The following is a 22924-nucleotide window of genomic DNA, read 5'->3' on the forward strand; positions in this document are numbered from 1 at the left end:
TAACCGATGCGTCCGCGACGCGACATCGCCGCGTTCCCCGGGGGATACTAGGCGGCCCTGACGCGAATGGACCGATGCATGGCCGAGATCCTGGTGCTCTACTACAGCCGCGGCGGATCGGTGGCCCGCCTGGCCCGGCAGATCGCGCGCGGCATCGGCGAGGTCGAGGGCATGGCGGCACGCCTGCGCACGGTGCCGCCCGTGGCGCCGGTGACCCAGCAGGCCGCGCCTCCGGTCCCCGAGGAAGGCGCGCCCTACGTGGAAGCGCGCGACCTGGCCGAATGCGCCGGCCTCATCCTCGGCAGCCCCACCCGCTTCGGCAACATGGCCGCGCCGCTCAAGCATTTCATCGACGGCCTGGGCGCGGAATGGGCCAGCGGCACCCTGGTCGACAAACCCGCCGCGGTGTTCACTTCCACCGCCACCCAGCACGGCGGCCAGGAATCGACCCTGCTGTCGATGCAGTTGCCGCTGCTGCACCATGGCTGCGTGCTGGTCGGGATTCCGTTCACCGAGACATTGCTGAGCACCACCCGCACCGGCGGTTCGCCCTACGGCGCCAGCCACGTGGCCGGCGGCAGCGACGACCCCGTGCTCAGCGACGATGAAGCCGCGCTGGCGCGCGCGCTCGGCCGTCGCGTGGCCGATGTCGCACGCCGGCTGGAGGGCCAGCGATGACGCGTCCGCGCATCCCGTCCGCGCTGATGCTGCTGGCACTGTCGGCGCTGTACGCACTGTGGTTCCGCGGTGACCGCCACTATCTGGCGGTGCTGCTGGTGTTCTGCCTGCCGCCGTTCCTGCTGTCGCTGGGGCATTTCCTGCGCCGGCCGCGGGCGCCGTTCTGGGCGGGGGTGTTCGCCCTGTTCTGGTTCGCCCATGCGGTCATGGTCGCGTGGTCGCGGCCGGCCGAGGCGGGTTATGCGTGGGGCGGCATCGTGTTGTCGGTGGGCATCGTGCTGGCCACCAGCTGGCCGGCGCTGCGCGCCCGCTTCGGCCGCAGGGCCGCGCCGTGATCACGCGCGGTGGACAAGGCGGCCTGCTGCGCTGGGCGGTGTTGTTTCTGCTGACGCTGTGCGCGGCCTCGCCCGCGTTCGCCGATGAAGGCGGCAACGAATGCCGACCTCGCGAACAGGTTGTCACCCAGGCGGACGGCTCGCGTCTGCGCCTGGCGGTTCGATGCGATGCGGCCGGTGCCGATGGCAGGGTGTCGCCGGCCCGCTACGAGGTGGCGATTGCCGCTCCGGGCGGCTCGCGGTTCCAGCCGGCGCTGACGCTGGGAACCGACGCCATGGAAGAACCCCTGCGCGACGTCGACCTAATCGACATCGATCAGGACGGCTTCTTCGAAGTGGAAGCACGCGGCATGTGTGGAGCCGGCCCGAACTGCCTGGGCGATCTCTATCGCCAGGATCCGGCGACCGGCAAACTCTTCCATTTCTTCAGCGGCGGCTACGCGGACCTGCGCGTACTCGACGGCCATCTGGTCGAATCCGGGCGCGCCAGCTGCTGCGCCTGGGAATACCACGCCTGGCCGCTGGGCGGTCCGCCGCGCCTGCGCGACTACGACAACATGGCGCTGATGATCACCATTGGCGCCGATATCGCGAGCGAGGACGGGGATGCGCCCGCCCGCTGCACCTTCAGCCGCAGGAACGGCGATAATTGGCGGGTTGTCGCGCCCCCGGGCGCGGCGTGGCTGGCGCTGTGCGAGGTGTACGGCGACGACTACCACCTGGTCACCCCCGAAGAAGCGCGCGCCGCGGAAGCCGCGGCCGCGCAGGAGCCCTGAGATGGAAGAACTTCTGATCGTCACCACCGGCGGCACGATCGACAAGATCTATTTCGACGACAAGTCCGACTACCAGATCGGCGATCCACAGATCGGCCAGATCCTGAAGGAACTCGGGGTGGCGTTCCGCTTCACCGTCATACCGATCATCCGCAAGGACTCGCTGCACATCACCGACGAGGACCGCGAACTGATCCGCGCCACCGTCGCCGCGCAGCCGGCCCGCCACGTGCTGATCACCCACGGCACCGACTCGATGGTGCAGACCGGCCATGTGCTCAAGTCCATTCCGGACAAGACCATCGTGATGACCGGCGCGCTCAATCCGGCCCGCTTTCGCGGCTCGGACGCGGAGTTCAACATCGGCTGCGCGGTCGGCGCGGTGCAGTCGCTGCCGCCGGGCGTCTACATCGCCATGAACGGCCGCATCTGGGATCCGGCCAAAGTCCGCAAGAACGTCGCCGCCAACCGTTTCGAAGCGGCCTGATCCGGGCCGCGTGGCAACGCACCGCTAGCCTGCCAGCGCGCGCTTCAGCGCGGCATGGATCCGCGGGTCCAGCGACTGCGCGGCGTTGAAGCGCATGAAGCGCCCCGCCTCCGGCGACTGGCTGAAGGCATTGCCGGGCGCCAGCACCATGCCGTCCTTCAGGCAGTCGCGGGCCAGTTGCGCCGCATCGACGCCGGCCGGCAGCCGGCACCACAGGAACATGCCGGCCTGCGGCGTCAGCCACGGCGTGATGCCGACTTCACCCAGCTTCGCGATGATCCGCCCGCGCGCATCGGCCAGGCGCAACCGCACGCCCTCCATGTGCCGGCGATAGCCGCTGTCGGTCAGCGCCGCCAGCAGGACATCGGCGGCCAGCCGGCTGCCGCCGAAACCGGTGGCGAGCTTGAGGTCGGCCAGCGCGTCGAGCCAGTCCGGGCGCGCGGCGATGAAGCCGCAGCGCAGCGACGCCGAAAGGGTCTTGGAGAAGCTGCCGATCTGGATCACCCGCGACAGGCCGTCGAACGCGGCCAGCCGCGGCGCCGGAGCGGTTTCGAAATCGGCGAAGATGTCGTCCTCGACGATCACCAGGTTCGACATCTCCGCCAGCTTCAGCAATCGGTGCGCGACCACCGGCGACAGCACCGCGCCGGTCGGGTTGTGCAGTCCCGAATTGGTGATGTAGAGCCGGGGCGCCTGCGCCTGCAGGGCGGTGGCGAATGCTTCCAGATCCGGCCCGGCGGGCGTGTATGGCACGCCGACGACCTTGACCCGATGCGCCTTCAGCAACGCGTGGAAATTGAAGTAGCAGGGATCGTCGACCAGCACGGTGTCGCCGGGTTCGAGCAGGAAGCGCGCAATCAGATCGATGGCATGGGTGCCCGAATCGGTCAGCATGATCTGATCCGGTGACGCCTCCACCCCGTTGCCCGCCAGTCGCCGCGCCAGCAGTTGCCGCAGTGCCGGCGCACCGAGCGGCGTGGCGTAGTCGGCCAGCGACACCGTGTCGGCCCGCGCCACCGCGCGCAGCGCGCGGCGCATGCCCGATTCGTACATCCACGCCGCCGGCAGCCAGCCGCAGCCAGGCTTGAGCATCGCCGCGTCGGTTTCCAGCGACTGACGCGAAATCCACATCGGATCCACTTCCCGGTCGAGCCGCGGCCCCATCCGCGCCAGCGCCAGCGGCGCGACGGGTCCGGCGACATAGAAGCCCGAACCCGGCCGCGAACCGATGACGCCCTCGGCGGCCAAGCGCTCGTAGGCTTCCACCACGGTGGACACCGAGACCTGCATCGCCTTCGCCTGCGCGCGCACCGAAGGCAACCGCGTGCCAGGCCCATAGGCGCGCGCGGCGATCCGCGCCCGAATGGCCGCCATCACCTGATCGATGCGGGTACTGCCCGACTGCCGGCCCATCGCGCTCCCTCCTCTCAACCGTACGGCCCAACAAGGCATAACAGTTACTTGCAACTGTACTGGATTGTATCTGGGGATGACGGCGCCGGCATGGTCCACTGGCCGCATTCCCCGAGAGTCAGGCAATGGACAAGGCGAGCAGCGGCTGGATCAACGGTTTCATCGGCGTGGTGATCTTCGCCGGCTCGCTGCCGGCCACCCGGGTGGCGGTGCTGGATCTGGATCCGGTGTTCCTGACCGCCGCCCGCGCCGCGATCGCCGGCCTGCTCGCGCTGCTGCTGCTGCGGGCGTTCCGCCAGCCGCGCCCGGATCGGACCGACCTGCCCTCGCTGGCGGTGGTGGTGCTGGGCGTGGTGGTCGGCTATCCGCTGCTGAGCGCGCTCTCCCTGCAACACGTGTCTTCGGCGCACACGATCGTGTTCGTCGGCCTGTTGCCGCTGAGCACCGCGATCTTCGGGGTGATCCGCGGCGGCGAGCGTCCGCGACCGGTGTTCTGGCTGTTCTCGGTGCTGGGCAGTCTGTGCGTGGCCGGCTATGCGCTCATGCACGATGCGGAAGCCTCTTGGGCCGGCGATCTGCTGATGGTGGCCGCGATTCTCGTCTGCGGCCTGGGCTATGCCGAGGGCGCGCGGCTGTCCCGCCGGCTCGGCGGCTGGCAGGTGATCTGCTGGGCGCTGGCTTTGTCGCTGCCGGTGGTTCTGCCCATCACGTTCGCGTCGCGACCGGATTCCTTTGCCCCGGTGGGTACGCCGGCCTGGATCGGGCTGGCCTACGTTTCGCTCTTCAGCATGCTGATCGGCTTCGTGTTCTGGTATCGCGGGCTGGCGCAGGGCGGCATCGCCGCGGTCGGGCAGCTGCAACTGCTGCAGCCGTTCTTCGGGCTCGCCCTGGCCGCGCTGCTGCTCGGCGAAGCGGTAAGCTGGACGATGCTCGCGGTAACCCTGGGCGTGGTCGCCTGCGTGGCGGGCGCGAAGAAGTTCGCGACCTGACCGCCATGGCGATTCCAGCAAACGAAAAAGGCCGGGCGATGCCCGGCCTTTTCGTCATGTCGCTGGCGCCGCGCCTCAGTCGCGCAGCTTGACCAGCCAGCCGTGTCGATCCGGAATCTTGCCGTACTGGATGTCGGTCAGTTCCTTGCGGATGGCCATGGTCACTTCACCGGCCGGCGCGCTCGCGTCGCCGACCGAGAAATCGCGGCCCTTCAGCTCGCCGATCGGGGTGATCACCGCGGCGGTGCCGCAGGCGAACACTTCGGCGATCTCGCCCGACGCCACGCCCTGCTTCCATTCGTCGATGGACACCTTGCGCTCCTCGACCTTGTGGCCGCGATCGCGCGCCAGTTGCAGGATGCTGGAGCGGGTCACGCCTTCCAGGATGCTGCCGGACAGCTCCGGGGTCACGATCGTGCCGTCCTTGTAGACCAGGAACACGTTCATGCCGCCCAGTTCTTCCAGGTACTTGCCCTCGACCGGATCCAGGAACAGCACCTGCGAACAGCCCTGCGCCTGCGCTTCCTGCTGCGGCAGCAGCGAGGCGGCGTAGTTGCCGCCGCACTTGGCCGCGCCGGTGCCGCCCTTGGCGGCGCGCGCGTAATCGGTGGACAGCCAGATCGACACCGGCGCCACGCCCTTGGCGAAGTACGCGCCGGCCGGGCTGGCGATGACGTAGTAGCCGGCCTTCTGCGCGGCGCGCACGCCGAGGAAGGCTTCGGTGCCGATCATGAAGGGACGGAAGTACAGGCTGGTCTCCGGCGCGTCCGGCACCCAGTCGGCGTCCACGGCGATCAGCTGGCGCAACGATTCGGTGAACTCGGCCACCGGCAGTTCCGGCATCGCCAGGCGGCGTGCGGAACGTTGCAGGCGCGCGCCGTTGGCGTCGGGGCGGAAGGTCCAGATCGAGCCGTCGGCGTGGCGATAGGCCTTGATGCCCTCGAAGATTTCCTGGCCGTAGTGCAGCACGGACGCGGCCGGATCCAGCGCCAGCGGACCGTAGGGACGCACCTGCGCGTCATGCCAGCCCTGCGCCTTGTCCCACTCGATGGCGACCATGTGGTCGGTGAAATGCAGGCCGAAACCCGGCGCGGCGAGGATCTTCTCGCGCTCGGCGGTGCTGCGGGCCTGGGCGGAGCGTTCGACCCGGTAGACCAGGGGGGCGGCGTTGGCGACGTTCATCACTTGCTTCCTGTATTCCACTGCGAAAAAAGGGAAAAGCGCGCAGGCGCTCAGAGCATGCCGGTTTCCAGCTTGGCGGCTTCCGACATCATGTGGCGGCCCCACGGCGGGTCGAACACCAGTTCCACGTCCGCCTCGGCGATGGTGGGAATCATCTCCAGCTTGCTGCGTACGTCGTCGACCAGGATCTCGCCCATGCCGCAGCCGGGCGCGGTCAGGGTCATCTTCACCTCGACCTCGCGCTGGCCATCGTCGCGATGGTTGAGCCGGGCCTCGTAGACCAGGCCCAGATCGACGATGTTGAACGGGATTTCCGGATCGAAGCAGGTGCGCAGCTGTTGCCACACCATCTGCTCGACTTCGTCGTCGCTGGCGTTGTCCGGCAGGCTGAGCGGCTCGGTCGGCTCCTTGCCAATCGCATCGGCATCCTTGCCGGCGATGCGGAACAGGTTGCCTTCCACGAAGACCGTGTAACTGCCACCCAGCGCCTGGGTGATGTAGCCGTAGGTGCCTGCCGGCAGGGTCACGCTCTCGCCCTGCGGTACCAGCACCGCGGGACAGTCACGCTCGAATTGGACGGGTTCGCTGCTGCGGGAATACATGCCGTTCACATGGGGGCGCGTGGGGGGCGCGCAAGGCCGACATTGTATCGCGGCAGCCCGGGCGGGGCCGGCAGGCCTTATCCTTGGCGGCCCCCTGCCGGAGCCTTCATGCCGCCCGCCGTCCCTTCCACGCCATCCTCCCGCTGGCTGGCCCCGATCATCCTGCTGCTCGGTGGCCTGTGCTTCAGCCTGATCTGGGTGCTGCTGGCGCTCTACCTGGGACGACAGTCCGGCTGGATGGCGCTGCTGGCGGCGCTGGACGCGGCCGTGCTCCTGCGCTTTGCCGGCGTGCGCCCGGGTGGCCGCCGCGCACTGGTGGCCGCGCTGGCGACGGTGGCGATGGCGGTGCTGGCGAACTGGTTCATCATCGCCAGCCAGCTCGGCTTCGTGCTCGGCCTGCTGCCCTGGGAATCGGCGCTGCGGCTGGGGCTCTCCCATGCCTGGACCCTGGCCCAGCTCGCCAACGGCACACTGGATTGGGCGTGCCTGCTGGTGTCTCCGCTGTTGGCGGCCTGGCTGGCGAAGTAGCGCGCGACCCGGACGGGATCACGCGGCGTGTCCTGCGCTGAAGCCCCGTGCGAAAGGGCGGCGGCTCAGTGGCCGCCGCCGTCCAGTGCCTTCAGCTCGCTGACCAGTGCACTGGCCATCTCCGCGCCGTCGCCGTACAGCATGCGGGTGTTGTCGGCGTAGAACAGCGCATTCTCGATGCCGGCGAAACCGGTGCCCTTGCCGCGCTTGATGACGATGGTGTTCCTGCTGTTGACCACGTCGAGGATCGGCATGCCGTAGATGGGGCTGGCGGGGTCGGTCTTCGCCACCGGGTTGACCACGTCATTGGCGCCAATCACCAGCGACACGTCGGTGTTGGCGAACTCCGGGTTGATGTCGTCCATGTCCGCGATCAGATCGTAGGGCACGCCGGCTTCGGCCAGCAGCACGTTCATGTGCCCGGGCATGCGGCCGGCGACCGGATGGATGGCGAACTTCACCTTCACCCCGCGATCGATCAGCTTCTGCGCCAGTTCCCAGATCTTGTGCTGCGCCTGCGCCACCGCCATGCCGTAGCCGGGCACGATCACCACGCGCTCGGCGAAGGCCATCATCGCGGCGACGTCGCCGGCCTCGATCGGCTTCTGCGAACCGGAGATCTCCTGCGCCTGCCCGCCACCGCCGAAATTGGAGAACAGCACGTTGCGGATCGGCCGGTTCATCGCCTTGGCCATCAGCCGGGTCAGCAGGATGCCCGCCGCGCCGACCATCATGCCGGCGATGATCAGCGCCTCGTTGCCCAGCACGTAACCCTCGAACGCGACGGCCAGGCCGGTGAAGGCGTTGTACAGCGAGATCACCACCGGCATGTCGGCGCCGCCGATCGGCAGGGTCATCAGCACGCCCAGCGCCAGCGCCACCACGAAGAACGCGATGATGTACGGGACCGACAAGGTATAGGCCGCCCAGCCACCGAGCGCCAGCATCGCGATGAACACCAGCAGGTTGAACGCCTGCTGGCCGGGGAACACCACCCGCTTGTCCAGCCGTCCGTCGAGCTTGGCCCAGGCGATGACCGAACCGGACAGCGACACCGCGCCGATCGCCGAACCGATCACCGCCAGCGCGAGGGTCGTCGCATCCGGCTGACGCGCGGCCAGCGCGGCGATCGCCGACTCGCTCCAGTGCGTGGTGTCGCGATGGACCAGGAAGGAGAAGCGCAGCAGTTCAACCGCGCCGATCGCCGCCGCCGAACCGCCGCCCATGCCGTTGTAGAGCGCGACCATCTGCGGCATGTCGGTAATCGGCACCTGCTTGCCGGATACCCAGGCCACCGCGCTGCCGATCGCCACCGCCGCGATGATCAGCGGGATGTTGTGCAGGTCCGGCAGGAAGAACGTCGCCACCGTGGCGATCAACATGCCCAACCCGGCCCAGCGGATGCCGCTGCGCGCGGTCAGCGGCGAAGCCATGCGTTGCAGGCCGAGCAGGAACAGGGTCGCGGCGACCAGGTAGCTGGCCTTGACCAGGAAGGACAACAGTTCGGGCAGGGTCCAGCTCATCACTTGCCCTCCTTGCCCGGCTGCGGCTTGCTGGACTTGAACATTTCCAGCATGCGCTCGGTCACCACGTAGCCGCCAGCGGCGTTGCCCGCGCCCAGCAGCACGGCGATGAAGCCGATGACCTTCTCCAGGGTGGTGTCCGCGTGCCCCAGCACCACCATCGCGCCGATCAGCACGATGCCGTGGATGAAGTTGGAGCCGGACATCAGCGGCGTATGCAGGATGACCGGCACCCGGGAAATGATCACATGCCCGGCGATGGCCGCCAGCATGAAGATGTACAAGGCCACGAAACCGTCGTTCATCCACGCACTCCCAGATTGTCGTTGCGCCGACGGGTCGCGCCGCGGCGTTTCCGCATCATAACCGCACCTGAACCCGGCGGAACCCCGCCGCGCGCCTGTCAACGCGCGCGCCGGCGGGGCGTTTCCCCTGTCGCAAGCATCTCCGTTCCACCACCCGCCACGAGGCAACCGCCATGAACCACCGCATCCCGCTGTGCCTGGCCGTACTGCTGTCCGCCATCGCCACCCCGGCCTTCGCCGCCGATCCCGGCGATCGGGCCAACCACCGCCTCGATGTGCGTGGCGAGCGCATCGAACATCGCCTCGATGTCCGCGGCGATCGCATCGAGCGGCACTTCGATCGCCGCGCCGATCGGGCCGCCGCGCACGGCCACCCGCGCGCCGCCGCCCGCCTGGACGCGCGCGGCGAGCGCATCGACCGCCAGCTCGACCGTCGGGGCGATCGCATCGAGGCGCGCCTGGACCGCCGCGGCGACCGGATCGAGCGCCGCTGGGACCGCCGGAGCTAAGCTGTGCTGGTGAGTACCGGCCCCGGACAAGAAACCGATGTCGCGACGCCGCCAGTGGCGGCGTCGCCGGCAATGTCGCTTGATCAGTTCCTGGCCGGACTGGGCACCCGCGCGTTCCGTTTCGCCGAGGCCGGACTGCGCAGCCGCGACGACGCGCTGGACGCGGTGCAGGACGCGATGATGAAGATGCTCGGCTACCGCGAGCGGCCCGCCGCCGAGTGGACACCGCTGTTCTGGAGCATCCTGCGGCGGAAGATCGTCGACGTGCAGCGCCGGCAGCGCTTCCGCCTGCGCTGGTTGCGGCCGGAGGCAGAAGGCGAAGGCGAGGCCTCGCTGGACTGGGCCGACGCCGCGCACGGACCGTCGCAGTCGCACGAACAGCGCGAGGCCTACGCGCGGCTGGTGCAGGCCCTGCGCGGCCTACCCGCCCGCCAGCGCGAAGCCTTCACCCTGCGCGTGCTGGAAGAACTCGATGTCGCCGACACCGCCCGCGCGATGGGCTGTTCGGAAGGCTCGGTGAAGACCCATCTGTCGCGCGCGCGGGATGCGCTGCAGAAGCAACTGGAGGAATTCCGATGAACCCCGCCCACGAACATGATTTCGACGCCCGCGCGCGCCAGGCGCATGCCGCGGCGCTCGCGCAGGTGTCCCCGCGGACCCTGGCACGCCTGCGCGCGGCCCGCCACTCGGCGCCGGCGTCGCAGCGGCGCGCCTGGCCGTGGCTGACCGCCACCGCGTTCAGCGCGGTGCTGGCGGTGATGATCGGCCTGCAATGGCTGCCGTCGTCCCCCGCGCCGGCGCCGGAATCCCCGGAACCGGCGATCACCGCGGCCACGCCGGACGCGGCGCTTCCCGCCAACACCCTGCTCGACGAAAATCCCGATCTGTACCTGTGGCTGGCCTCCTCCGAGGCGCCGCCGCTGGCGATGGAGTGAACCGATGAAGACCCGAACCCTGCGTTGTTCCCTGTTGTCGCTGCTGGGCCTGTCGTTGCTGTGGACCGGCCAGGCGCTGGCGCAGCAGGCGGTCCCGGCGCCCGCGCCGCTGCCGGAATGGGAGAAGCTGACGCCGCAGCAGCGTGAAACCCTGATCGCGCCGCTGCGGGATCGCTGGAACGCCGATCCCCAGGGCCGCTCGCGGATGATGGAGCACGGACGCCGCTGGCAGCAGATGACCCCCGAACAGCGCACGCAGGCACGCCGCGGCATGCGTCGTTTCGAACACATGAATCCCGAGCAGCGCGATCGCGCGCGGGCCCTGTTCCTGCGCATGCGCGAGATGCCGCCGGAGCAGCGCGAGAAGCTGCGCGAGGACTGGAAGAAGATGACCCCGGAGCAGCGCCGCGCCTGGCTGGAACAACATCGTCCCAAGGACGAGACCGCGCGCCCCTGAACCGGCGGCGACGCCTCGCCGGCGGCCTCAGGCCGCCGGTTCGGGCCAGCGGGTCTTCGCCAGCAGTTCGTCCTGCCAATCGAAGCTGATCGCCCCGTCCTTGAGGAACAGCGAGACGAAGTTCAGCACGTTGCGCGCGTACATCTCGCTGGCGTGCACCGCGCCCATGCTGGCGAGATTGAGCGGTCCGGCGACGGTGACGCCCTGGTGCTCGATCGTTTCGCCGGGCCGGGTGGCCTCGCAGTTGCCGCCGGTCTCCGCGGCCAGATCCACGATCACGCTGCCCGGCTTCATCCCCTCGACCATCGCGGTGGTGATGATCTTCGGCGCCGGCCTCCCCGGCACCGCGGCGGTGCAGACGATGACATCCACGCCCTTGAGATGTTCCGCCAGCCGGCGCTGCTGTTCGCGGCGCTCGTCGTCGGTCAGCTGGCGCGCGTAACCACCCTCGCCGGCCGCGCTCACGCCCAGGTCCAGGAAGCGGCCGCCCAGCGATTCGATCTGCTCGCGGGTCTCCGGGCGCACATCGAAGCCCTCCACCTGCGCGCCAAGGCGCTTGGCGGTGGCGACGCCCTGCAGGCCCGCCACGCCGGCGCCGACGATCAGCACCTTCGACGGACGGATGGTGCCGGCCGCGGTGGTCAGCATCGGAAAGAAGCGCGGAGCGAGCTGGGCGGCGATGAGCACGGCCTTGTAGCCGGCCATGCCCGCCTGCGAACTGAGCACGTCCATGGCCTGCGCACGGGTGGTGCGCGGCAGGCGCTCCAGCGGGAAGGCCAGCAGGCCGCGCGCCTGGATGGCTTCGGCACGCGCGGCGTCGGCCTGCGGATGCAGCATGCCGATCAGCACCGCGCCGGTCTTCAACCGGGTCAGCGTGTCCGGTGCGGGCGGCTGCACGCACAGCACCACGTCGGCATTGGCCAGGGTATCGCCATCGGCCGGACGCGCACCCGCGCCGGCGTAGGCCTCGTCGAGGAAACCGGCCGAGCGTCCGGCACCGGGGTCGAACCGCACCTGGGCGCCCGCGGCGACCATTTTCTTGACCGTTTCCGGGGTGGCGGCCACGCGCCGTTCGCCCGCTGCGGTTTCCTTCAGGACCAGAACCTCGACCGCCATGCCTACTCCGGTGCCGTTTGTGTCGGAGCCGATGCTAGCAAATGCGGCGCGCGGCCGGGCGGCGCGGGATCAGGGCGTGCCGCCGGGGCGGGCGGCCGGCTCCAGCCGATCGATCACGCCCTGCATGGCGCTGTCGAACGCATCTTCCTCGATGTGCCGGCGCAGCCGGCCCAGGCGCACCATTGCCGCCAGTTCTTCCGGCGAGGCCACGCAGAAGCGCACGCCACGGCGATTGACGAACAGCAGGCGCGAGGAAATCGGACTCACCCACGAAAGCTTGCCCGGCTGCACCTTGTTGTCCTTGTCGATGAAATCCAGCCACGTGCCGATGGCCAGCAGGCGGAAGTGATCGGCGTCGGTATGATCGAATTCGAGCGTGTCGATCCCGCCGACGATCTGGATCGGCGTGTTCTCGTCCTCCGCCGGCTTGGGCAGGATGACCTGCGGCAGCTCCGGCAGCGATTTCTGCAGGTCCGGGCGCGATGCGGCGATCGCCTGCAGGGTGTCGTGCAGCGCGTCCACGGCGCCGTGGGCGGCATCGGCATTCATGCCGACACTGGCGAACACCTGCACCAGTCCGGGACGCCAGGCCTGCAGCCAGGGCTTGCCGATGATCTGGCGCTGGGCCTCGGTCAGTTCCTCGAGGATGCCGTCGGCCAGCGTCAGCGCGTCGCGCAATGCGTTGCTGTCCTCGCCTTCGCGCAGCAGCGTCATGGTGACGTGGTGGGCCCACGGCTGGCGCAGGAACTCCTCGATCGCGCCCGGCAACTCGCGGCCATCGACGCGGGCCGACAGCTCGGCGTTCATGCGCGTGCGCGCGGTTTCCAGGCGCTCCTGGCCACGCTGGATCTCGGCGGCCCGGCGCTCGGCGATCTCGATGCGGCGGCGGTGCTGGTCCAGGAAGGCGCGGAATTCTTCCTCCAGGGTCAGGAAGATGGCCAGGTTCTCGTTGAACTCGGCCACCAGCCGATCCACCACTTCCTCGACCTTGGTCAGCAGGGTGCGCTCGGCCGCGCTCTCGCCGTTGTTGCCTTCGCAGGCCTCGGCCAGCGCATTGAGCAGGCGGCGGGCGGGATGGGTCTTCTGCACGAACATGCGCCGGTCCAGCAGCGCCACCTTCACGAACGGCACCACCAGCCGGCCGATCAGTTCGCGCGGCCGCCCTTCCAGATCACGCTCGTCCAGCATGACGTCGAACAGCATGCCGACCAGATCGATGGCGTCCTCGTCGACCGGGGCCAGCCGGGCGGTGGACGGATCCACGCCCAGTTGGGTGGCGCTGCTGAGTACTTCGTTCTTCAGCCGCTGCGCCAGCGATTCGCCGGTGTCGCCAATCGCGGCCCGCAGGGTCGCGCTCGGGGTGGACTGCAGCAGCGACAGGACCGACAGCATTTCCCGCTGCGACAGATCGCGGGTGCCGAGCGCGCCACGCGCCGACTCCGGACCGCGCTGGCTGCGGGACTCCTGCAGCAGGTGGTGCAACGCTTCCAGCAGCACGGTCTGGGTGCCGGGCGCCTGCCCGTAGCTGCCCTCTTCGGTTTCGGCACGGCCGCCCGAGCCGCCGTGCATTTCGCGGAAGCCGGCCATCCGGTTGACGAAACGCGCGGCCCAGGCGGGCGCGTGCATCTCCTCGTCCTGGATCAGCGGCTCGCTGTCGAAGGTTTCCGGACGCGGGACCGGCGTCGGGGCCGGTTTCGGGCCCGCCGGCAGGTCCGGCGCCACCCCAACCCGGACCAGGCGCTGGTCGAGCGCCTCGTAGATGCGGGCTACCAGCGGCACCAGTTCGCGTTCGCACAGCTTGACCACCACCAGCCGGACCTCCAGCGCCAGATCGCTGGTGCCGAAGGCGGTGTGGATGGCCGCGCCGATGTGTTCGGCGCCGATGGGATTGTGTTCGCCGTCCAGCTTGACGCTGGCGAGCACCGACAGCCGACGCTCCAGCCGGCTCAGCACCGGCTTGCAGTCACGCGCCAGCACCGCCGCCAGATTGCGCGCGGCCAGGCGCGATTCCAGTTCCTGCTCGGTGACCAGGCTCAGTCCGGAACTGTCGCCGCGTATCAGGATCTCCTCCGCGGACAGCGGTTGGCCGGCTTCCAGCGAACGCCAGGCTTCGAGCAGGGCATTGCGGAAACGCCCGATGATTTCCTCGCGCCGGCGGCGCAGTTCGCGCATCGCGTCGAGGAAGGCCATCTGCGAGGGACCGGCGCGCTCGGCGCGATCGAACAGCGCGTCGTCGAAACGGCCCAGCGCCTGGATGAACGCATCCGCCAACGGCGGCAGCACGGCATCACGCGCCTGGCCGAGCAGGCGCGGGTCGTGTCCACTGCTGGCAGTGGCGTGAGGGCTGTTCGTCATGCGCAAGGTTCCCCGCCTTGGCAGGCGAAAGTTGCAAACGACCCGTTAAGGTCAGGCGACTCACACATCGTAGGAAATCCAGTGCGAACCTGGCGTGACCAGATCGGCACTTTGGCGCGGTGCAACGGGAATGACAAGTTAAACTTGCCGGCATGTCTGCCGCCTCCCCCCTCCAGTTCCTCGACGATCGCCGCTCGGTACCGTCCCGCCAGCTCGGTGAACCCGGACCCGACCCGGCCACCCTGCGCCGCATGCTGCAGTCCGCGGTGCGCGTGCCGGATCACGGCAAGCTGGTGCCGTACCGGTTCCTGCACATCTCGGGTCCGGCCCGGCTCGCCCTGGGCGATGCGCTGGCCGAGCGCACCCTGGCGCGCGATCCGGAGGCACCGGCCGCGGCGGTGGAGAAGGATCGCGCGCGCTTCTCCCATGCGCCCGACATCGTCACCGTGATCGCCCGGATCACGCCCGGCCACAAGGTGCCCGAGCAGGAGCAGTTGCTGACCGCGGGCAGCGTCTGCTTCGCCCTGCTGCAGGCCGCGCAGGCGCTGGGATTCGGCGCGCAGTGGCTGACCGGCTGGATGGCCTACGACGAAGCCGTCGCCACACTGCTGGGCCTGGGCGCGAACGAACGCATCGTCGGCTTCATCCATATCGGCACGCCGCGGATGGAGGCGCCCGAGCGGGAACGGCCGGATCCGGCCGACCTGCTCAGCCATTGGCAGCCCGATGGCCGCTGACGCCGACCTCGCGCCGGCGCGTCCGCTCTACCTGGTCGATGCCAGCCTGTACGTGTTCCGCGCCTGGCATTCGATGCCGGACGAGTTCCACGACGCCGACGGCTGGCCCACCAACGCGGTCCACGGCTTCGCCCGCTTCCTGCTGGAACTGTTGGAGAAGGAACGTCCGCGGCACATCGCCATCGCCTTCGACGAAGCGCTCGACAGTTGTTTCCGCAACCGCATCTATCCGGCCTACAAGGCCAATCGCGATCCGGCGCCCGAGGAACTGCGCCGGCAGTTCGGCCATTGCAAGGCGTTGTGCGCCGCGCTCGGTTTGAGCGTGCTGGCGCATGCCGAATACGAGGCCGACGATCTGATCGGCAGCGCGCTGCACGGCGCGCGCCCCACCGGTTTCCGCGGGGTGATCGTCTCGGCCGACAAGGATCTGTCGCAGTTGCTGTGGGAACACGACGAGCAGTGGGATTTCGCCCGCGGCCAGCGCTGGGGCATGGCCGGGGTCAAGGCGCGCCACGGCGTGGAAGCGCGGCAGATCGCCGATTACCTGGCGCTGACCGGCGACGCGGTCGACAACATTCCCGGCGTCAGCGGCATCGGCGCCAAGAGCGCCGCGGTGCTGCTGGCCCATTTCGGCAGCCTGGACACATTGCTCGCGCGCATCGACGAGGTGCCGTTCCTGCGCCTGCGTGGCGCCGCCGGCATCGCCGCGCGCCTGCGCGAACAGCGCGAACACGCGCTGCTGTGGCGCGAGCTGACCACCATCGCGCTGGACGCGCCGCTGGGCACGCAGGAAGCCGGGTTCGGCCGCGCCGCCGCCGACGGCGATGTGTTGCACGCCCTGGCCGAAGCGCTGCGATTCGGGCCGATGACCCGGCGGCGCCTGCTGGAAGCGGCGGGCCTTTCGGTCGCCTGATCGCGGCGCGGCGCCCTCCGGCGCCTACAAAACGTCATCGCCAGCCGTTAGCATCGCCGCATGGATGACGCTTCCCGACACCGCAAGACCGCCGCACCCCGCACCGTCTACGAAGGCCGCTACCTGCGGATGGTCGAGCGCGGTACCTGGGAGTATTCCGAGCGCACCCACAGCGGCGGGTTGGCCGCGATCATCATCGCGGTGACTCCCGACGACCGGGTGTTGTTCGTCGAGCAGTTCCGGGTACCGCTGCAGGCCAGCACCATCGAGATGCCGGCCGGGCTGGTCGGCGACATCGATGCCAGCGAATCCATCGAGGTCTCGGCCATCCGCGAACTGGAAGAGGAGACCGGCTGGACCGCCGCGCACGCGGAAGTCCTGTTGATCGGTCCCACCTCTTCCGGCAGCAGCAGCGAGAAGGTCGCCTTCGTGCGTGCCACCGGCCTGCGCAAGGTCGGCCCGGGCGGCGGCGATGGCGACGAGGACATCACCGTCCACGAAATCCCGCGCGCGCAGGCGGCGGCCTGGCTGACCGCGAAGTTGCGCGAGGGCTACGAACTGGACGCCAAGCTCTGGGCCGGCCTGTGGATGATCGAGCACAACCTGGACGGCACCCCGCGCGGCTAGCCGCGGTCGTTTCAGGCCGGTTCGGCCAGCAGGCGTTCCAGCATCCAGCTGGCCGCGGGCCCCAGCGGCCGCCGCCTCGACCAGATGATGTCCACCGCCTGGCTGCGCGGCCAGCCCGCCACCTTCAGTTCCCGCAGGCGGCCACCGGCGTAGCCGTTGACCAGCCAGCGCGGTAGTTCGGCCCAGCCGAAGCCGTGCACCGCCATTTCCAGCAGCAGCAGGTAGTTCGGCGCGGTCCAGCGGCCGTCGCCCGCGGGCAGCGCATCGTCCCGCGCCTCCGGCTGGCCCACCGTGCTCAATGCGAGCAGGCGCCAGCCCGCCAGATCCTCGACCCGCACCCGCGGCAACTTCGCCAGCGGATGATCGTGGGCGACGAACAGGTCGAATTCGGCGCGTTCGGCCACCGTCGCCCAGCCCAGTTCCGGCGCGTAGTGCTCGCGGGCGGCCAGCACGGCAAGGGTGGCGCGGCCTTCATCCACCAATTCGATCAGGTCCTCGCGCTCGGCCAGCAGGCATTCGAACTCCAGGTCCGGGTAACGCTCGGCCATTTCCGCCAGCAGCGCTTCGTAACCGGCCGACTGGTAGGCATCGGACAGCCCCAGGGTCACCCGCGCCTCGCGCCCGCCCGCCAGTTCCGCCGCCACCCGCTGCAGGCGATCGGACGCGGCCAGCACCTGCTCGACCCGGCCCGCCAGCACCTGCCCGGCCTCGGTCAGCCGGGGTTGCCGGCCGGAACGGTCGAACAGGGTGACGCCCAGGTCGATTTCCAGCCGGGCGATGGCTTCGCTGACCGTGGACTGGCTCTTGCCCAGCCGGCGCGCGGCGGCGCTGAACGAGCCCAGGGCGACGGTCTGGGCAAACGCCTGCAGGGATTCCGGTGAGGGATTCATATATCGGCTTTCCCGATGGATTCCAACTTCAACCCATCCTATCAGCCGATGAGAATGCTCGCCTGTTGTTTTGCAGGAGCTTGCCATGAACCCGAATCACGCCGCCCCCGAAAAGAGCCTCAAGGAACGCGTCCTCCACGCGCTGGCCTTCGAAGGCCTGGCCATTGCTCTGTCCGCGCCGGCCCTGGCCTGGCTGCTGGGCAAGTCGCTGCTGCACACCGGCGCGCTGACCCTGGCGGTTTCGACCCTGGCGATGCTGTGGAACATGGCCTACACCGCGGCTTTCGACCGCGCCCAGCAGCGTTGGGGCTTCGAGCGGACCCCCAAGGTCCGCGTCATCCACGCGCTGCTGTTCGAACTGGGTCTGATTGTCGCGACCGTGCCGCTGGCCGCCTGGTGGCTGTCGATCGGGCTGGTGCAGGCGTTCGTGCTCGATATCGGCCTGCTGCTGTTCTTCCTGCCCTACACGCTGGGCTTCAACTGGGCCTACGACGTGCTGCGTGAGCGCTGGCTGGCGCGGGACGCGGCCCCGAACCTGGAAGCCGCTGCGCGCGGCCGGACCTGAGCCCGCCTGAAACGAAAAGCCCGCGCCATCCGGCGCGGGCTTTCTTCGATCCATCCGCCACGGCGGACCGGATCAGGCTTTCTTGAGGAACTCGGTGCGCAGCACCAGGCCCTTGACCTTGTCGACGTTGCACTCGATGAGTTCCTCGTCGTCGGTCAGGCGGATGTTCTTGACCAGGGTGCCGCGCTTGAGCGTCACCGAGGTGCCCTTCACCTTCAGGTCCTTGATCAGCGTGACCGAGTCGCCATTGGCGAGCACCGTGCCATTGCTGTCCTTGACCACGATTTCTTCTTCCGACATTTCATCTCCATGAGGCGGGCCGCGGCCCGCCGGCAAAACGCCCCGTGGGGCAGAATTCAGGCGAACGCGTCGGTGGCCCGCACCAGCGCGTCGATGTTCTCTTCCTCGAAGGCGGAATGGCCCGAGGTCGGCGTGATCTCCAGCCGGCCCTTCGGCCACGCCTTGTGCAGTTCCCACGCATTGGCCACCGGGCACACCACGTCGTAGCGGCCATGCACGATGACGCCGGGAATGTCGGCGATGCGCGATGCGTCGCGCAGCAGTTGATCCTCGACCTCGAAGAAACCACCGTTGACGAAGTAATGGTTCTCGATGCGGGCGAAGGCCAGCGCGAATTCGGCATCCTCGTGGCCGCTGACGAAATCCGCGTCGACCCGCAGGAAGCTGGTCGCGCCTTCCCATACGCTCCACGCGCGCGCGGCCGCCAGCCGCACCGCGTGATCGTCGGAGGTCAGGCGACGGTGGTAGGCCGAAATCAGGTCGTGGCGCTCGACCGGCGGAATCGCCGCCAGGTAGTGCTCCCAGGCATCCGGGAACAGGCGCGAGGCGCCTTCCTGGTAGAACCACTCCAGTTCCCAGCGACGCAGCATGAAGATGCCGCGCAGGACCAGTTCGGTGACGTGCTGAGGATTCGCTTCGGCGTAGGCCAGCGCCAGGGTCGAACCCCAGCTGCCACCGAATACCTGCCAGCGCGCGACGCCCAGGCGCTCACGCAGTTTCTCGATGTCGGCGACCAGATCCCAGGTGGTGTTGTCGACCAGATCCGCGTGCGGCGTCGAGCGCCCGGAACCGCGTTGATCGAACAGGATGATCCGGTACTTCCCCGGGTCGTGGAAACGACGCATCTTCGGGCTGCAGCCGCCGCCGGGACCGCCATGCAGCAGGACCACCGGCTTGCCGTCCGGATTGCCGCACTGCTCGTAATACAGCGTGTGGCGATCGTCGACCTTCAGCGTGCCGGTGTCGTAGGGTTCGATGTCCGGATAGAGCGTGCGCATGGCGATTCCCGCGGAAAACAGGCGCCCATTCTAGCCGGCGCGGCCTTTTCCCGCTGCCGCGCCGGGTCGGCTCAGCCCGGCCAGCGCCCGAGCGTGACGCGATCGCGCGCTTCCAGATCCCGCTCGGTGGCAACTTCGGCCAGACCCGCTTGCAGCAACAGCTCGCGGATCGCGGCGCCCTGGTCCCAGCCGTGTTCCAGCAGCAACCAGCCACCCTCGCGCAGATGACGCGGGGCGCCAGCGACAATGATGCGAATCGCGTCCAGGCCATCGATGCCCGATGCCAGCGCGGTCATCGGTTCGTGGCGCAGGTCGCCCTGCTCCAGATGGGGATCGGCCTCGGCGATGTAGGGCGGATTGCTCGCCACCAGATCGAAGCGCTCGCCTGCCAGCGGCAGCCACCAGTCCCCCTGGAGGAAGCGGACATTGCCGATGCCGTGTTCGCGCGCGTTGCGTCCGGCCATCGCCAGCGCGCCCGCGCTGGCGTCGGTGGCGACGATCCGTGCCTGCGGGCGCTCGCTGGCAACGGCCAGCGCGATCGCACCGCTGCCGGTGCCGAGATCGGCCACGTCCGGCGCGCCTTCCAACGGCAGGCGGGCCAGCGCCAGTTCCACCAGCAGTTCGGTTTCCGGGCGCGGAATCAGGGTGTCCGGGCCGACCGCCAGGTCCAATGTCCAGAAACCGCGCCTTCCAGTCAGATAAGCGACCGGTTCGCCGGCGATGCGACGTTCCAGCAACGCCTCGAAGCGCGCCATCTCCTCCGCACCCAGCGGATCCCGCGCGTGCGCGAACAGCCAGGCGCGATCCCGTCCGAGCACGTGCGAGAGCAGATGCTCGGCGACATGGCGGCCGTCCCCGGCGGGAAGACGGCCGACCGCCCGTGACAGGCATTGGCTTACATCGGGTTGTCCGGAACTGCCCATCGCGCGACCTGCGGCCCGCCCAGCGCGGGCGCGCAGCTTACTGCAAAGCGCCGCCGAAGCCCTTGGCCCGCTGCGCGTCGCGCAGGTCGGCGCACAGGCCGATGTTCTCCGCTTCCTGCTTCAGCGCGCGCGGGCCGCCTTCGACCGTCTTCATGCGTTCACCGAACCGGGACAGCAGATCCGCGGCTTCCTGCTTGCTGCACATGCCCGCGCCATAGACCGAAACCAGCCGCGCGCCCGCCGGCGCCAGCGACGCCTCCAAGGTCTTGAAGTGGGTATCGACCCATTGGCGCAGGGCCGGACGCGCTGCTTCCGCTTCCATCTGTGGCATCAGCAGCGGCGCCAGCTCGTTCCGGCGCAGCAGCCCCTTTTCCAGGATGAAGCCGCGGGCGCGCTCGGCCTGCGGCGCGTCGTTCATGTTGCCCAGCGCCTCCAGCAGTTCCGTGCGGATCGCCGCATCCTGGGTCGCCCGCAGGTGCTTCTCCAGCAAATCGAAGGTCGCCGCATCCCCGGCCCGTGCGACCGCGGCCAGCGAAACCGCCCGCAGGTCGCGCGGAACCGCTTCCGGATCCAGCTTGCCCGTGCCGGCGCTGCCGTCCGCTTCCTGGCCGATGACCGCGCGGCCGCGGCGCACCAGTTCCTCGCCCAGTTCCGGGCTTTCGCCGGTGCGGTACAGGAAGCCGATCAGCGTGCGGCGCAGGATGCGGGTGTCGTCGCTTTCACCCGGCTTGGGCTCCAGGCCGAGCGCCTGCAGGCGCGGCCCGTAGATCTTGCGCGCATAGGCGGCCACGGCGGCCTTCTGCGCATCGTCCGCGGCCAGGTACTCCTTCATCCAGGCCAGTTGTCCCATCGGCGCGGTCGCGGTCTGGCGCACCTCGGCCGCGGCCAGTTGCGGCACGCCGGCCAGGTAGCCGGCGGCGTCGATGCTGCCGGCCTTGAACGCCGCTTCCAGCGAATCCGCGTAGACGCGCTGCTCGCGTTCGTCCAGTTGCGCGAATGCGCCCGCCAATTGTTTGGCCGCCTTGTCGTCGAGCGCGAACCGGTAGTAGCCGTGGCCGTGCGCGTTCGGCATCACCCAGGCCGGGCAGCTCTTGGCCTGGGTCAGCGGCATGGTCGTGGTGGCCTGTTCGACCAGGCTGCATTCGGAACGCACCTGATCGCCGTCCAGGTAGCGCACGCAGAACGGCATGCCCCAGGTCTGGCTGGCGCTGGCGGCGGATCCCAGCGGCAGGTAACGCTGCTGCTGCAGCTTGAGCGAAGGCGTCTTGCCGTCGCAATCGACTTCCACCTTCACGTAAGGCACGCCCGGCTGGTCGATGAAGCTCTTGAACGCGCGATCGACACCGGCCGGGTCCTTGCTCTGTGCCGCCACCGCGGCAATCAGGTCGCCGCTGGTGGCGTTGCCGCGCGCATGCGCCTTCAGGTAGCTGCGGATGCCATCGCGGAACGCCGTCTCGCCGATATAGGTCTCGAACATCGACAGTACCGCGCCGCCCTTCTGGTAGGTGATGCCGTCGAAGGCGGACTGGATCTCGGTGAAATCGTTGATCGGCTCGTGCACCCGGCGGGTGCTGACCAGGCTGTCCTCGCCCATCGCCTCCAGCGCGCCCTCCAGCAGGCCGCGATCGGCATGGAAGCCCGGCTGCAACTGGCCGGTGATCTTGGTGCCCATCCAGGTGGCGAAGGCCTCGTTGAGCCAGAGATCGTCCCACCACTTCATCGTCACCAGGTCACCGAACCACTGGTGCGCCAGTTCGTGCGCGCTGACGCCCCAGTACGCCTGGCGTTCGCGTGGAGTGGACTTCTCGTCCGGGAACATCAGGGTGTCGCGATAGACGATCAAGCCCGCGTTCTCCATCGCACCAGCCCAGAAATCGGGTGCGGCGACGTTGTCGAGCTTGTCGAACGGATACGGCGTGCCGAAATATTCCTCCAGCTTGGTGACGATCACCGGCGTGTTGTCCAGCGTGTAACGCATGCGCTCGCCCTGCCCGTGCGCGGCGACGCCGCGCAGCGCGATCGGGGTGCTGCGGATGGCGGTGGCCGGAATGTCCGGCCCCTTCGGCACGTCCCAGGGTCCGACCGCGAACGCGATCAGGTAGCTGGGCAACGCCTCGGTGCGGGCGAAGGTGACCTTCTTCCAGCCATTTCCCAGCGACTCGGTTTTCAGTTCGCGGCTGTTGGCGACCGCCACGTCCTGCTCCGGCACGATCAGGGTGATGTCCCAGGGCTGCTTGAAACTGGGCTCGTCGAAACCGGGGAACGTGTTGCGCGCCCCGAGCGGCTCCATCTGGGTGACCACGTAGTCGCGGCCGTCCGGCTTGACCCGATACGCGCCCTGCAGTTGCCCGTACGGCGCTTCGAAGACGATTTCCAGCACCGCCTTGCCGGCCGGAATCGATTCGGCAGCGGTCAGCTTGAGCACGCCGGACACGTCGGCCGATTCGGCGGCCAGCTTGACCCGGCGCCCGTCGGCCAGGAGGGCGGTGGCCTGGCGGATGTCGAGATCGCGCCCATGCATCCACAGGACGGAAGTGGCTTCCTTGACCTCGGCATCGATGCGGGTGGTGCCGCTGAAGCGTTCCTGGCGCGGATCCAGCCTCAGTTCGAGATTGACCAGCGACGGCACCACGGTGCGGGGCAGCGGTCCCTTCGGAACCGCGGCGGACTCGGCCGCCTGCCCGGGCAGCGAGGCCGCCAGCAACAAGGCACACGCCAACGCGCTGCGACGCAATACGGTCATCTCGGAACCCCACAGTGGAAAGCCTTCGAAGTTACGAC

Annotated in this window: 25 protein-coding genes and 1 pseudogene; 14 read left to right on the forward strand and 12 right to left on the reverse strand. The window is 69.1% G+C overall.

The genetic code is table 11. The features are described 5' to 3' along the window. Positions 1-78: 78 nt before the first annotated feature. From wrbA to FHW78_RS05680, 4 genes are read left to right on the forward strand one after another with little or no spacing between them, the layout of a single operon-like run. Entirely contained in the window at positions 79-678 is a 600-nt protein-coding gene (gene wrbA, locus FHW78_RS05665; RefSeq protein WP_183638729.1) for an NAD(P)H:quinone oxidoreductase, read from the forward strand. Further along, positions 675-1013 (forward strand): DUF2069 domain-containing protein, encoded by a 339-nt coding sequence (locus FHW78_RS05670; protein WP_183638732.1) that lies wholly within the window; start codon positions 675-677, stop codon positions 1011-1013. Before wrbA ends, FHW78_RS05670 begins: the two co-directional genes overlap by 4 nt. After that, a complete protein-coding gene (locus FHW78_RS05675; protein ID WP_183638734.1) occupies positions 1010-1789 on the forward strand; it encodes a hypothetical protein in 780 nt (259 codons plus the stop codon). The genes FHW78_RS05670 and FHW78_RS05675 overlap by 4 nt, the downstream gene beginning before the upstream one ends. A gap of 1 nt (position 1790) precedes the next feature. Beyond that, entirely contained in the window at positions 1791-2276 is a 486-nt protein-coding gene (locus FHW78_RS05680; RefSeq protein WP_183638736.1) for an asparaginase domain-containing protein, read from the forward strand. 24 nt (positions 2277-2300) lie between these two features. On the opposite strand, the gene FHW78_RS05685 is transcribed toward FHW78_RS05680, so the two are convergent. Then, complete coding sequence (locus tag FHW78_RS05685) at positions 2301-3689, reverse strand: PLP-dependent aminotransferase family protein (RefSeq protein WP_183638738.1); 1389 nt, start codon at positions 3687-3689, stop codon at positions 2301-2303. 125 nt (positions 3690-3814) lie between these two features. Between FHW78_RS05685 and FHW78_RS05690 the strand changes: the two genes are divergently transcribed. Next, positions 3815-4678, forward strand: coding sequence for a DMT family transporter (locus tag FHW78_RS05690; RefSeq protein WP_183638740.1), 864 nt, complete (start codon positions 3815-3817; stop codon positions 4676-4678). A 75-nt stretch (positions 4679-4753) separates the two neighbouring features. Here FHW78_RS05690 and FHW78_RS05695 read toward each other — a convergent pair whose 3' ends face one another. Further along, a complete protein-coding gene (locus FHW78_RS05695; protein WP_183638742.1) occupies positions 4754-5860 on the reverse strand; it encodes a branched-chain amino acid aminotransferase in 1107 nt (368 codons plus the stop codon). Positions 5861-5910: 50 nt separating this feature from the next. Then, on the reverse strand, positions 5911-6462 hold the full coding sequence (gene sufT, locus FHW78_RS05700; protein WP_141455844.1) for a putative Fe-S cluster assembly protein SufT: 552 nt from the start codon (positions 6460-6462) through the stop codon (positions 5911-5913). A 108-nt stretch (positions 6463-6570) separates the two neighbouring features. On the opposite strand from sufT, the gene FHW78_RS05705 reads away from it, so the two are divergent. Then, positions 6571-6990 (forward strand): hypothetical protein, encoded by a 420-nt coding sequence (locus tag FHW78_RS05705; protein ID WP_183638744.1) that lies wholly within the window; start codon positions 6571-6573, stop codon positions 6988-6990. Positions 6991-7055: 65 nt separating this feature from the next. On the opposite strand, the gene FHW78_RS05710 is transcribed toward FHW78_RS05705, so the two are convergent. Together FHW78_RS05710 and FHW78_RS05715 are read right to left on the reverse strand one after the other, a co-directional pair. Further along, positions 7056-8513 carry an NAD(P)(+) transhydrogenase (Re/Si-specific) subunit beta gene (locus FHW78_RS05710; protein WP_183638746.1) on the reverse strand — a complete coding sequence of 486 codons (1458 nt, stop codon included), beginning with the start codon at positions 8511-8513 and terminating at the stop codon, positions 7056-7058. Continuing rightward, complete coding sequence (locus FHW78_RS05715) at positions 8513-8818, reverse strand: NAD(P) transhydrogenase subunit alpha (protein WP_141455841.1); 306 nt, start codon at positions 8816-8818, stop codon at positions 8513-8515. Before FHW78_RS05715 ends, FHW78_RS05710 begins: the two co-directional genes overlap by 1 nt. A 173-nt stretch (positions 8819-8991) precedes the next feature. Here FHW78_RS05715 and FHW78_RS05720 point away from each other — a divergent pair, with 173 nt between their 5' ends. The 4 genes from FHW78_RS05720 to FHW78_RS05735 all read left to right on the forward strand — a co-directional run bounded on the left by FHW78_RS05720 (position 8992) and on the right by FHW78_RS05735 (position 10719). Beyond that, complete coding sequence (locus FHW78_RS05720) at positions 8992-9327, forward strand: hypothetical protein (protein WP_183638748.1); 336 nt, start codon at positions 8992-8994, stop codon at positions 9325-9327. Positions 9328-9399: 72 nt separating this feature from the next. Continuing rightward, entirely contained in the window at positions 9400-9906 is a 507-nt protein-coding gene (locus tag FHW78_RS05725) for an RNA polymerase sigma factor (protein ID WP_183638750.1), read from the forward strand. Next, positions 9903-10262 carry a hypothetical protein gene (locus FHW78_RS05730; RefSeq protein ID WP_183638752.1) on the forward strand — a complete coding sequence of 120 codons (360 nt, stop codon included), beginning with the start codon at positions 9903-9905 and terminating at the stop codon, positions 10260-10262. Before FHW78_RS05725 ends, FHW78_RS05730 begins: the two co-directional genes overlap by 4 nt. Before the next feature lie 4 nt (positions 10263-10266). Further along, positions 10267-10719, forward strand: a complete 453-nt coding sequence (locus FHW78_RS05735; RefSeq protein ID WP_183638754.1) for a DUF3106 domain-containing protein — start codon at positions 10267-10269, stop codon at positions 10717-10719. 27 nt (positions 10720-10746) lie between these two features. Here FHW78_RS05735 and FHW78_RS05740 read toward each other — a convergent pair whose 3' ends face one another. Then, positions 10747-11835 carry an NAD(P) transhydrogenase subunit alpha gene (locus tag FHW78_RS05740; protein WP_183638756.1) on the reverse strand — a complete coding sequence of 363 codons (1089 nt, stop codon included), beginning with the start codon at positions 11833-11835 and terminating at the stop codon, positions 10747-10749. A gap of 69 nt (positions 11836-11904) precedes the next feature. Then, complete coding sequence (locus FHW78_RS05745) at positions 11905-14190, reverse strand: DUF1631 domain-containing protein (RefSeq protein ID WP_183638758.1); 2286 nt, start codon at positions 14188-14190, stop codon at positions 11905-11907. Positions 14191-14342: 152 nt separating this feature from the next. On the opposite strand from FHW78_RS05745, the gene FHW78_RS05750 reads away from it, so the two are divergent. Genes FHW78_RS05750 through FHW78_RS05760 form a run of 3 tightly spaced genes read left to right on the forward strand, consistent with a single transcriptional unit; the run spans position 14343 to position 16467 of the window. Further along, on the forward strand, positions 14343-14927 hold the full coding sequence (locus tag FHW78_RS05750) for a nitroreductase (RefSeq protein ID WP_183638760.1): 585 nt from the start codon (positions 14343-14345) through the stop codon (positions 14925-14927). Further along, complete coding sequence (locus tag FHW78_RS05755) at positions 14917-15840, forward strand: 5'-3' exonuclease H3TH domain-containing protein (RefSeq protein ID WP_183638762.1); 924 nt, start codon at positions 14917-14919, stop codon at positions 15838-15840. The genes FHW78_RS05750 and FHW78_RS05755 overlap by 11 nt, the downstream gene beginning before the upstream one ends. 60 nt (positions 15841-15900) lie before the next feature. Beyond that, positions 15901-16467, forward strand: coding sequence for an NUDIX hydrolase (locus FHW78_RS05760; protein ID WP_183638765.1), 567 nt, complete (start codon positions 15901-15903; stop codon positions 16465-16467). Between the two features lie 11 nt (positions 16468-16478). On the opposite strand, the gene FHW78_RS05765 is transcribed toward FHW78_RS05760, so the two are convergent. Beyond that, positions 16479-17357 carry a LysR family transcriptional regulator gene (locus tag FHW78_RS05765; protein WP_183638767.1) on the reverse strand — a complete coding sequence of 293 codons (879 nt, stop codon included), beginning with the start codon at positions 17355-17357 and terminating at the stop codon, positions 16479-16481. 85 nt (positions 17358-17442) lie between these two features. Here FHW78_RS05765 and FHW78_RS05770 point away from each other — a divergent pair, with 85 nt between their 5' ends. Then, positions 17443-17922 carry a multidrug/biocide efflux PACE transporter gene (locus FHW78_RS05770; protein ID WP_183638769.1) on the forward strand — a complete coding sequence of 160 codons (480 nt, stop codon included), beginning with the start codon at positions 17443-17445 and terminating at the stop codon, positions 17920-17922. 72 nt (positions 17923-17994) lie between these two features. On the opposite strand, the pseudogene FHW78_RS05775 reads toward FHW78_RS05770, so the two are convergent. From FHW78_RS05775 to FHW78_RS05790, 4 genes and pseudogenes are all read right to left on the reverse strand, one after another. Continuing rightward, a pseudogene (locus FHW78_RS05775) lies at positions 17995-18204 on the reverse strand (alkylphosphonate utilization protein); the annotation flags it as partial. 74 nt (positions 18205-18278) lie between these two features. Beyond that, entirely contained in the window at positions 18279-19220 is a 942-nt protein-coding gene (gene pip / locus FHW78_RS05780) for a prolyl aminopeptidase (RefSeq protein WP_183638773.1), read from the reverse strand. Between the two features lie 71 nt (positions 19221-19291). Beyond that, a complete protein-coding gene (gene prmC / locus FHW78_RS05785) occupies positions 19292-20143 on the reverse strand; it encodes a peptide chain release factor N(5)-glutamine methyltransferase (RefSeq protein ID WP_183638775.1) in 852 nt (283 codons plus the stop codon). A gap of 37 nt (positions 20144-20180) precedes the next feature. Then, positions 20181-22886 carry a M1 family metallopeptidase gene (locus FHW78_RS05790; RefSeq protein ID WP_183638777.1) on the reverse strand — a complete coding sequence of 902 codons (2706 nt, stop codon included), beginning with the start codon at positions 22884-22886 and terminating at the stop codon, positions 20181-20183. Positions 22887-22924 lie beyond the last annotated feature (38 nt).

The sequence above is a fragment of the Pseudoxanthomonas sp. OG2 genome (assembly GCF_014192765.1).
GTDB classification, from domain to species: domain Bacteria; phylum Pseudomonadota; class Gammaproteobacteria; order Xanthomonadales; family Xanthomonadaceae; genus Pseudoxanthomonas_A; species Pseudoxanthomonas_A beigongshangi.

Bases quoted from the DNA above. Each gene is read 5' to 3' on its own strand.
- wrbA (WP_183638729.1), top strand. From the start codon at position 79: ATGGCCGAGATCCTGGTGCTCTACTACAGCCGCGGCGGATCGGTGGCC.
- FHW78_RS05670 (WP_183638732.1), top strand. From the start codon at position 675: ATGACGCGTCCGCGCATCCCGTCCGCGCTGATGCTGCTGGCACTGTCG.
- FHW78_RS05680 (WP_183638736.1), top strand. From the start codon at position 1,791: ATGGAAGAACTTCTGATCGTCACCACCGGCGGCACGATCGACAAGATC.
- FHW78_RS05685 (WP_183638738.1), bottom strand. From the start codon at position 3,689: ATGGGCCGGCAGTCGGGCAGTACCCGCATCGATCAGGTGATGGCGGCC.
- FHW78_RS05690 (WP_183638740.1), top strand. From the start codon at position 3,815: ATGGACAAGGCGAGCAGCGGCTGGATCAACGGTTTCATCGGCGTGGTG.
- FHW78_RS05695 (WP_183638742.1), bottom strand. From the start codon at position 5,860: ATGAACGTCGCCAACGCCGCCCCCCTGGTCTACCGGGTCGAACGCTCC.
- sufT (WP_141455844.1), bottom strand. From the start codon at position 6,462: ATGTATTCCCGCAGCAGCGAACCCGTCCAATTCGAGCGTGACTGTCCC.
- FHW78_RS05705 (WP_183638744.1), top strand. From the start codon at position 6,571: ATGCCGCCCGCCGTCCCTTCCACGCCATCCTCCCGCTGGCTGGCCCCG.
- FHW78_RS05710 (WP_183638746.1), bottom strand. From the start codon at position 8,513: ATGAGCTGGACCCTGCCCGAACTGTTGTCCTTCCTGGTCAAGGCCAGC.
- FHW78_RS05715 (WP_141455841.1), bottom strand. From the start codon at position 8,818: ATGAACGACGGTTTCGTGGCCTTGTACATCTTCATGCTGGCGGCCATC.
- FHW78_RS05720 (WP_183638748.1), top strand. From the start codon at position 8,992: ATGAACCACCGCATCCCGCTGTGCCTGGCCGTACTGCTGTCCGCCATC.
- FHW78_RS05725 (WP_183638750.1), top strand. From the start codon at position 9,400: ATGTCGCTTGATCAGTTCCTGGCCGGACTGGGCACCCGCGCGTTCCGT.
- FHW78_RS05730 (WP_183638752.1), top strand. From the start codon at position 9,903: ATGAACCCCGCCCACGAACATGATTTCGACGCCCGCGCGCGCCAGGCG.
- FHW78_RS05735 (WP_183638754.1), top strand. From the start codon at position 10,267: ATGAAGACCCGAACCCTGCGTTGTTCCCTGTTGTCGCTGCTGGGCCTG.
- FHW78_RS05740 (WP_183638756.1), bottom strand. From the start codon at position 11,835: ATGGCGGTCGAGGTTCTGGTCCTGAAGGAAACCGCAGCGGGCGAACGG.
- FHW78_RS05745 (WP_183638758.1), bottom strand. From the start codon at position 14,190: ATGACGAACAGCCCTCACGCCACTGCCAGCAGTGGACACGACCCGCGC.
- FHW78_RS05750 (WP_183638760.1), top strand. From the start codon at position 14,343: ATGTCTGCCGCCTCCCCCCTCCAGTTCCTCGACGATCGCCGCTCGGTA.
- FHW78_RS05755 (WP_183638762.1), top strand. From the start codon at position 14,917: ATGGCCGCTGACGCCGACCTCGCGCCGGCGCGTCCGCTCTACCTGGTC.
- FHW78_RS05760 (WP_183638765.1), top strand. From the start codon at position 15,901: ATGGATGACGCTTCCCGACACCGCAAGACCGCCGCACCCCGCACCGTC.
- FHW78_RS05765 (WP_183638767.1), bottom strand. From the start codon at position 17,357: ATGAATCCCTCACCGGAATCCCTGCAGGCGTTTGCCCAGACCGTCGCC.
- FHW78_RS05770 (WP_183638769.1), top strand. From the start codon at position 17,443: ATGAACCCGAATCACGCCGCCCCCGAAAAGAGCCTCAAGGAACGCGTC.
- pip (WP_183638773.1), bottom strand. From the start codon at position 19,220: ATGCGCACGCTCTATCCGGACATCGAACCCTACGACACCGGCACGCTG.
- prmC (WP_183638775.1), bottom strand. From the start codon at position 20,143: ATGGGCAGTTCCGGACAACCCGATGTAAGCCAATGCCTGTCACGGGCG.
- FHW78_RS05790 (WP_183638777.1), bottom strand. From the start codon at position 22,886: ATGACCGTATTGCGTCGCAGCGCGTTGGCGTGTGCCTTGTTGCTGGCG.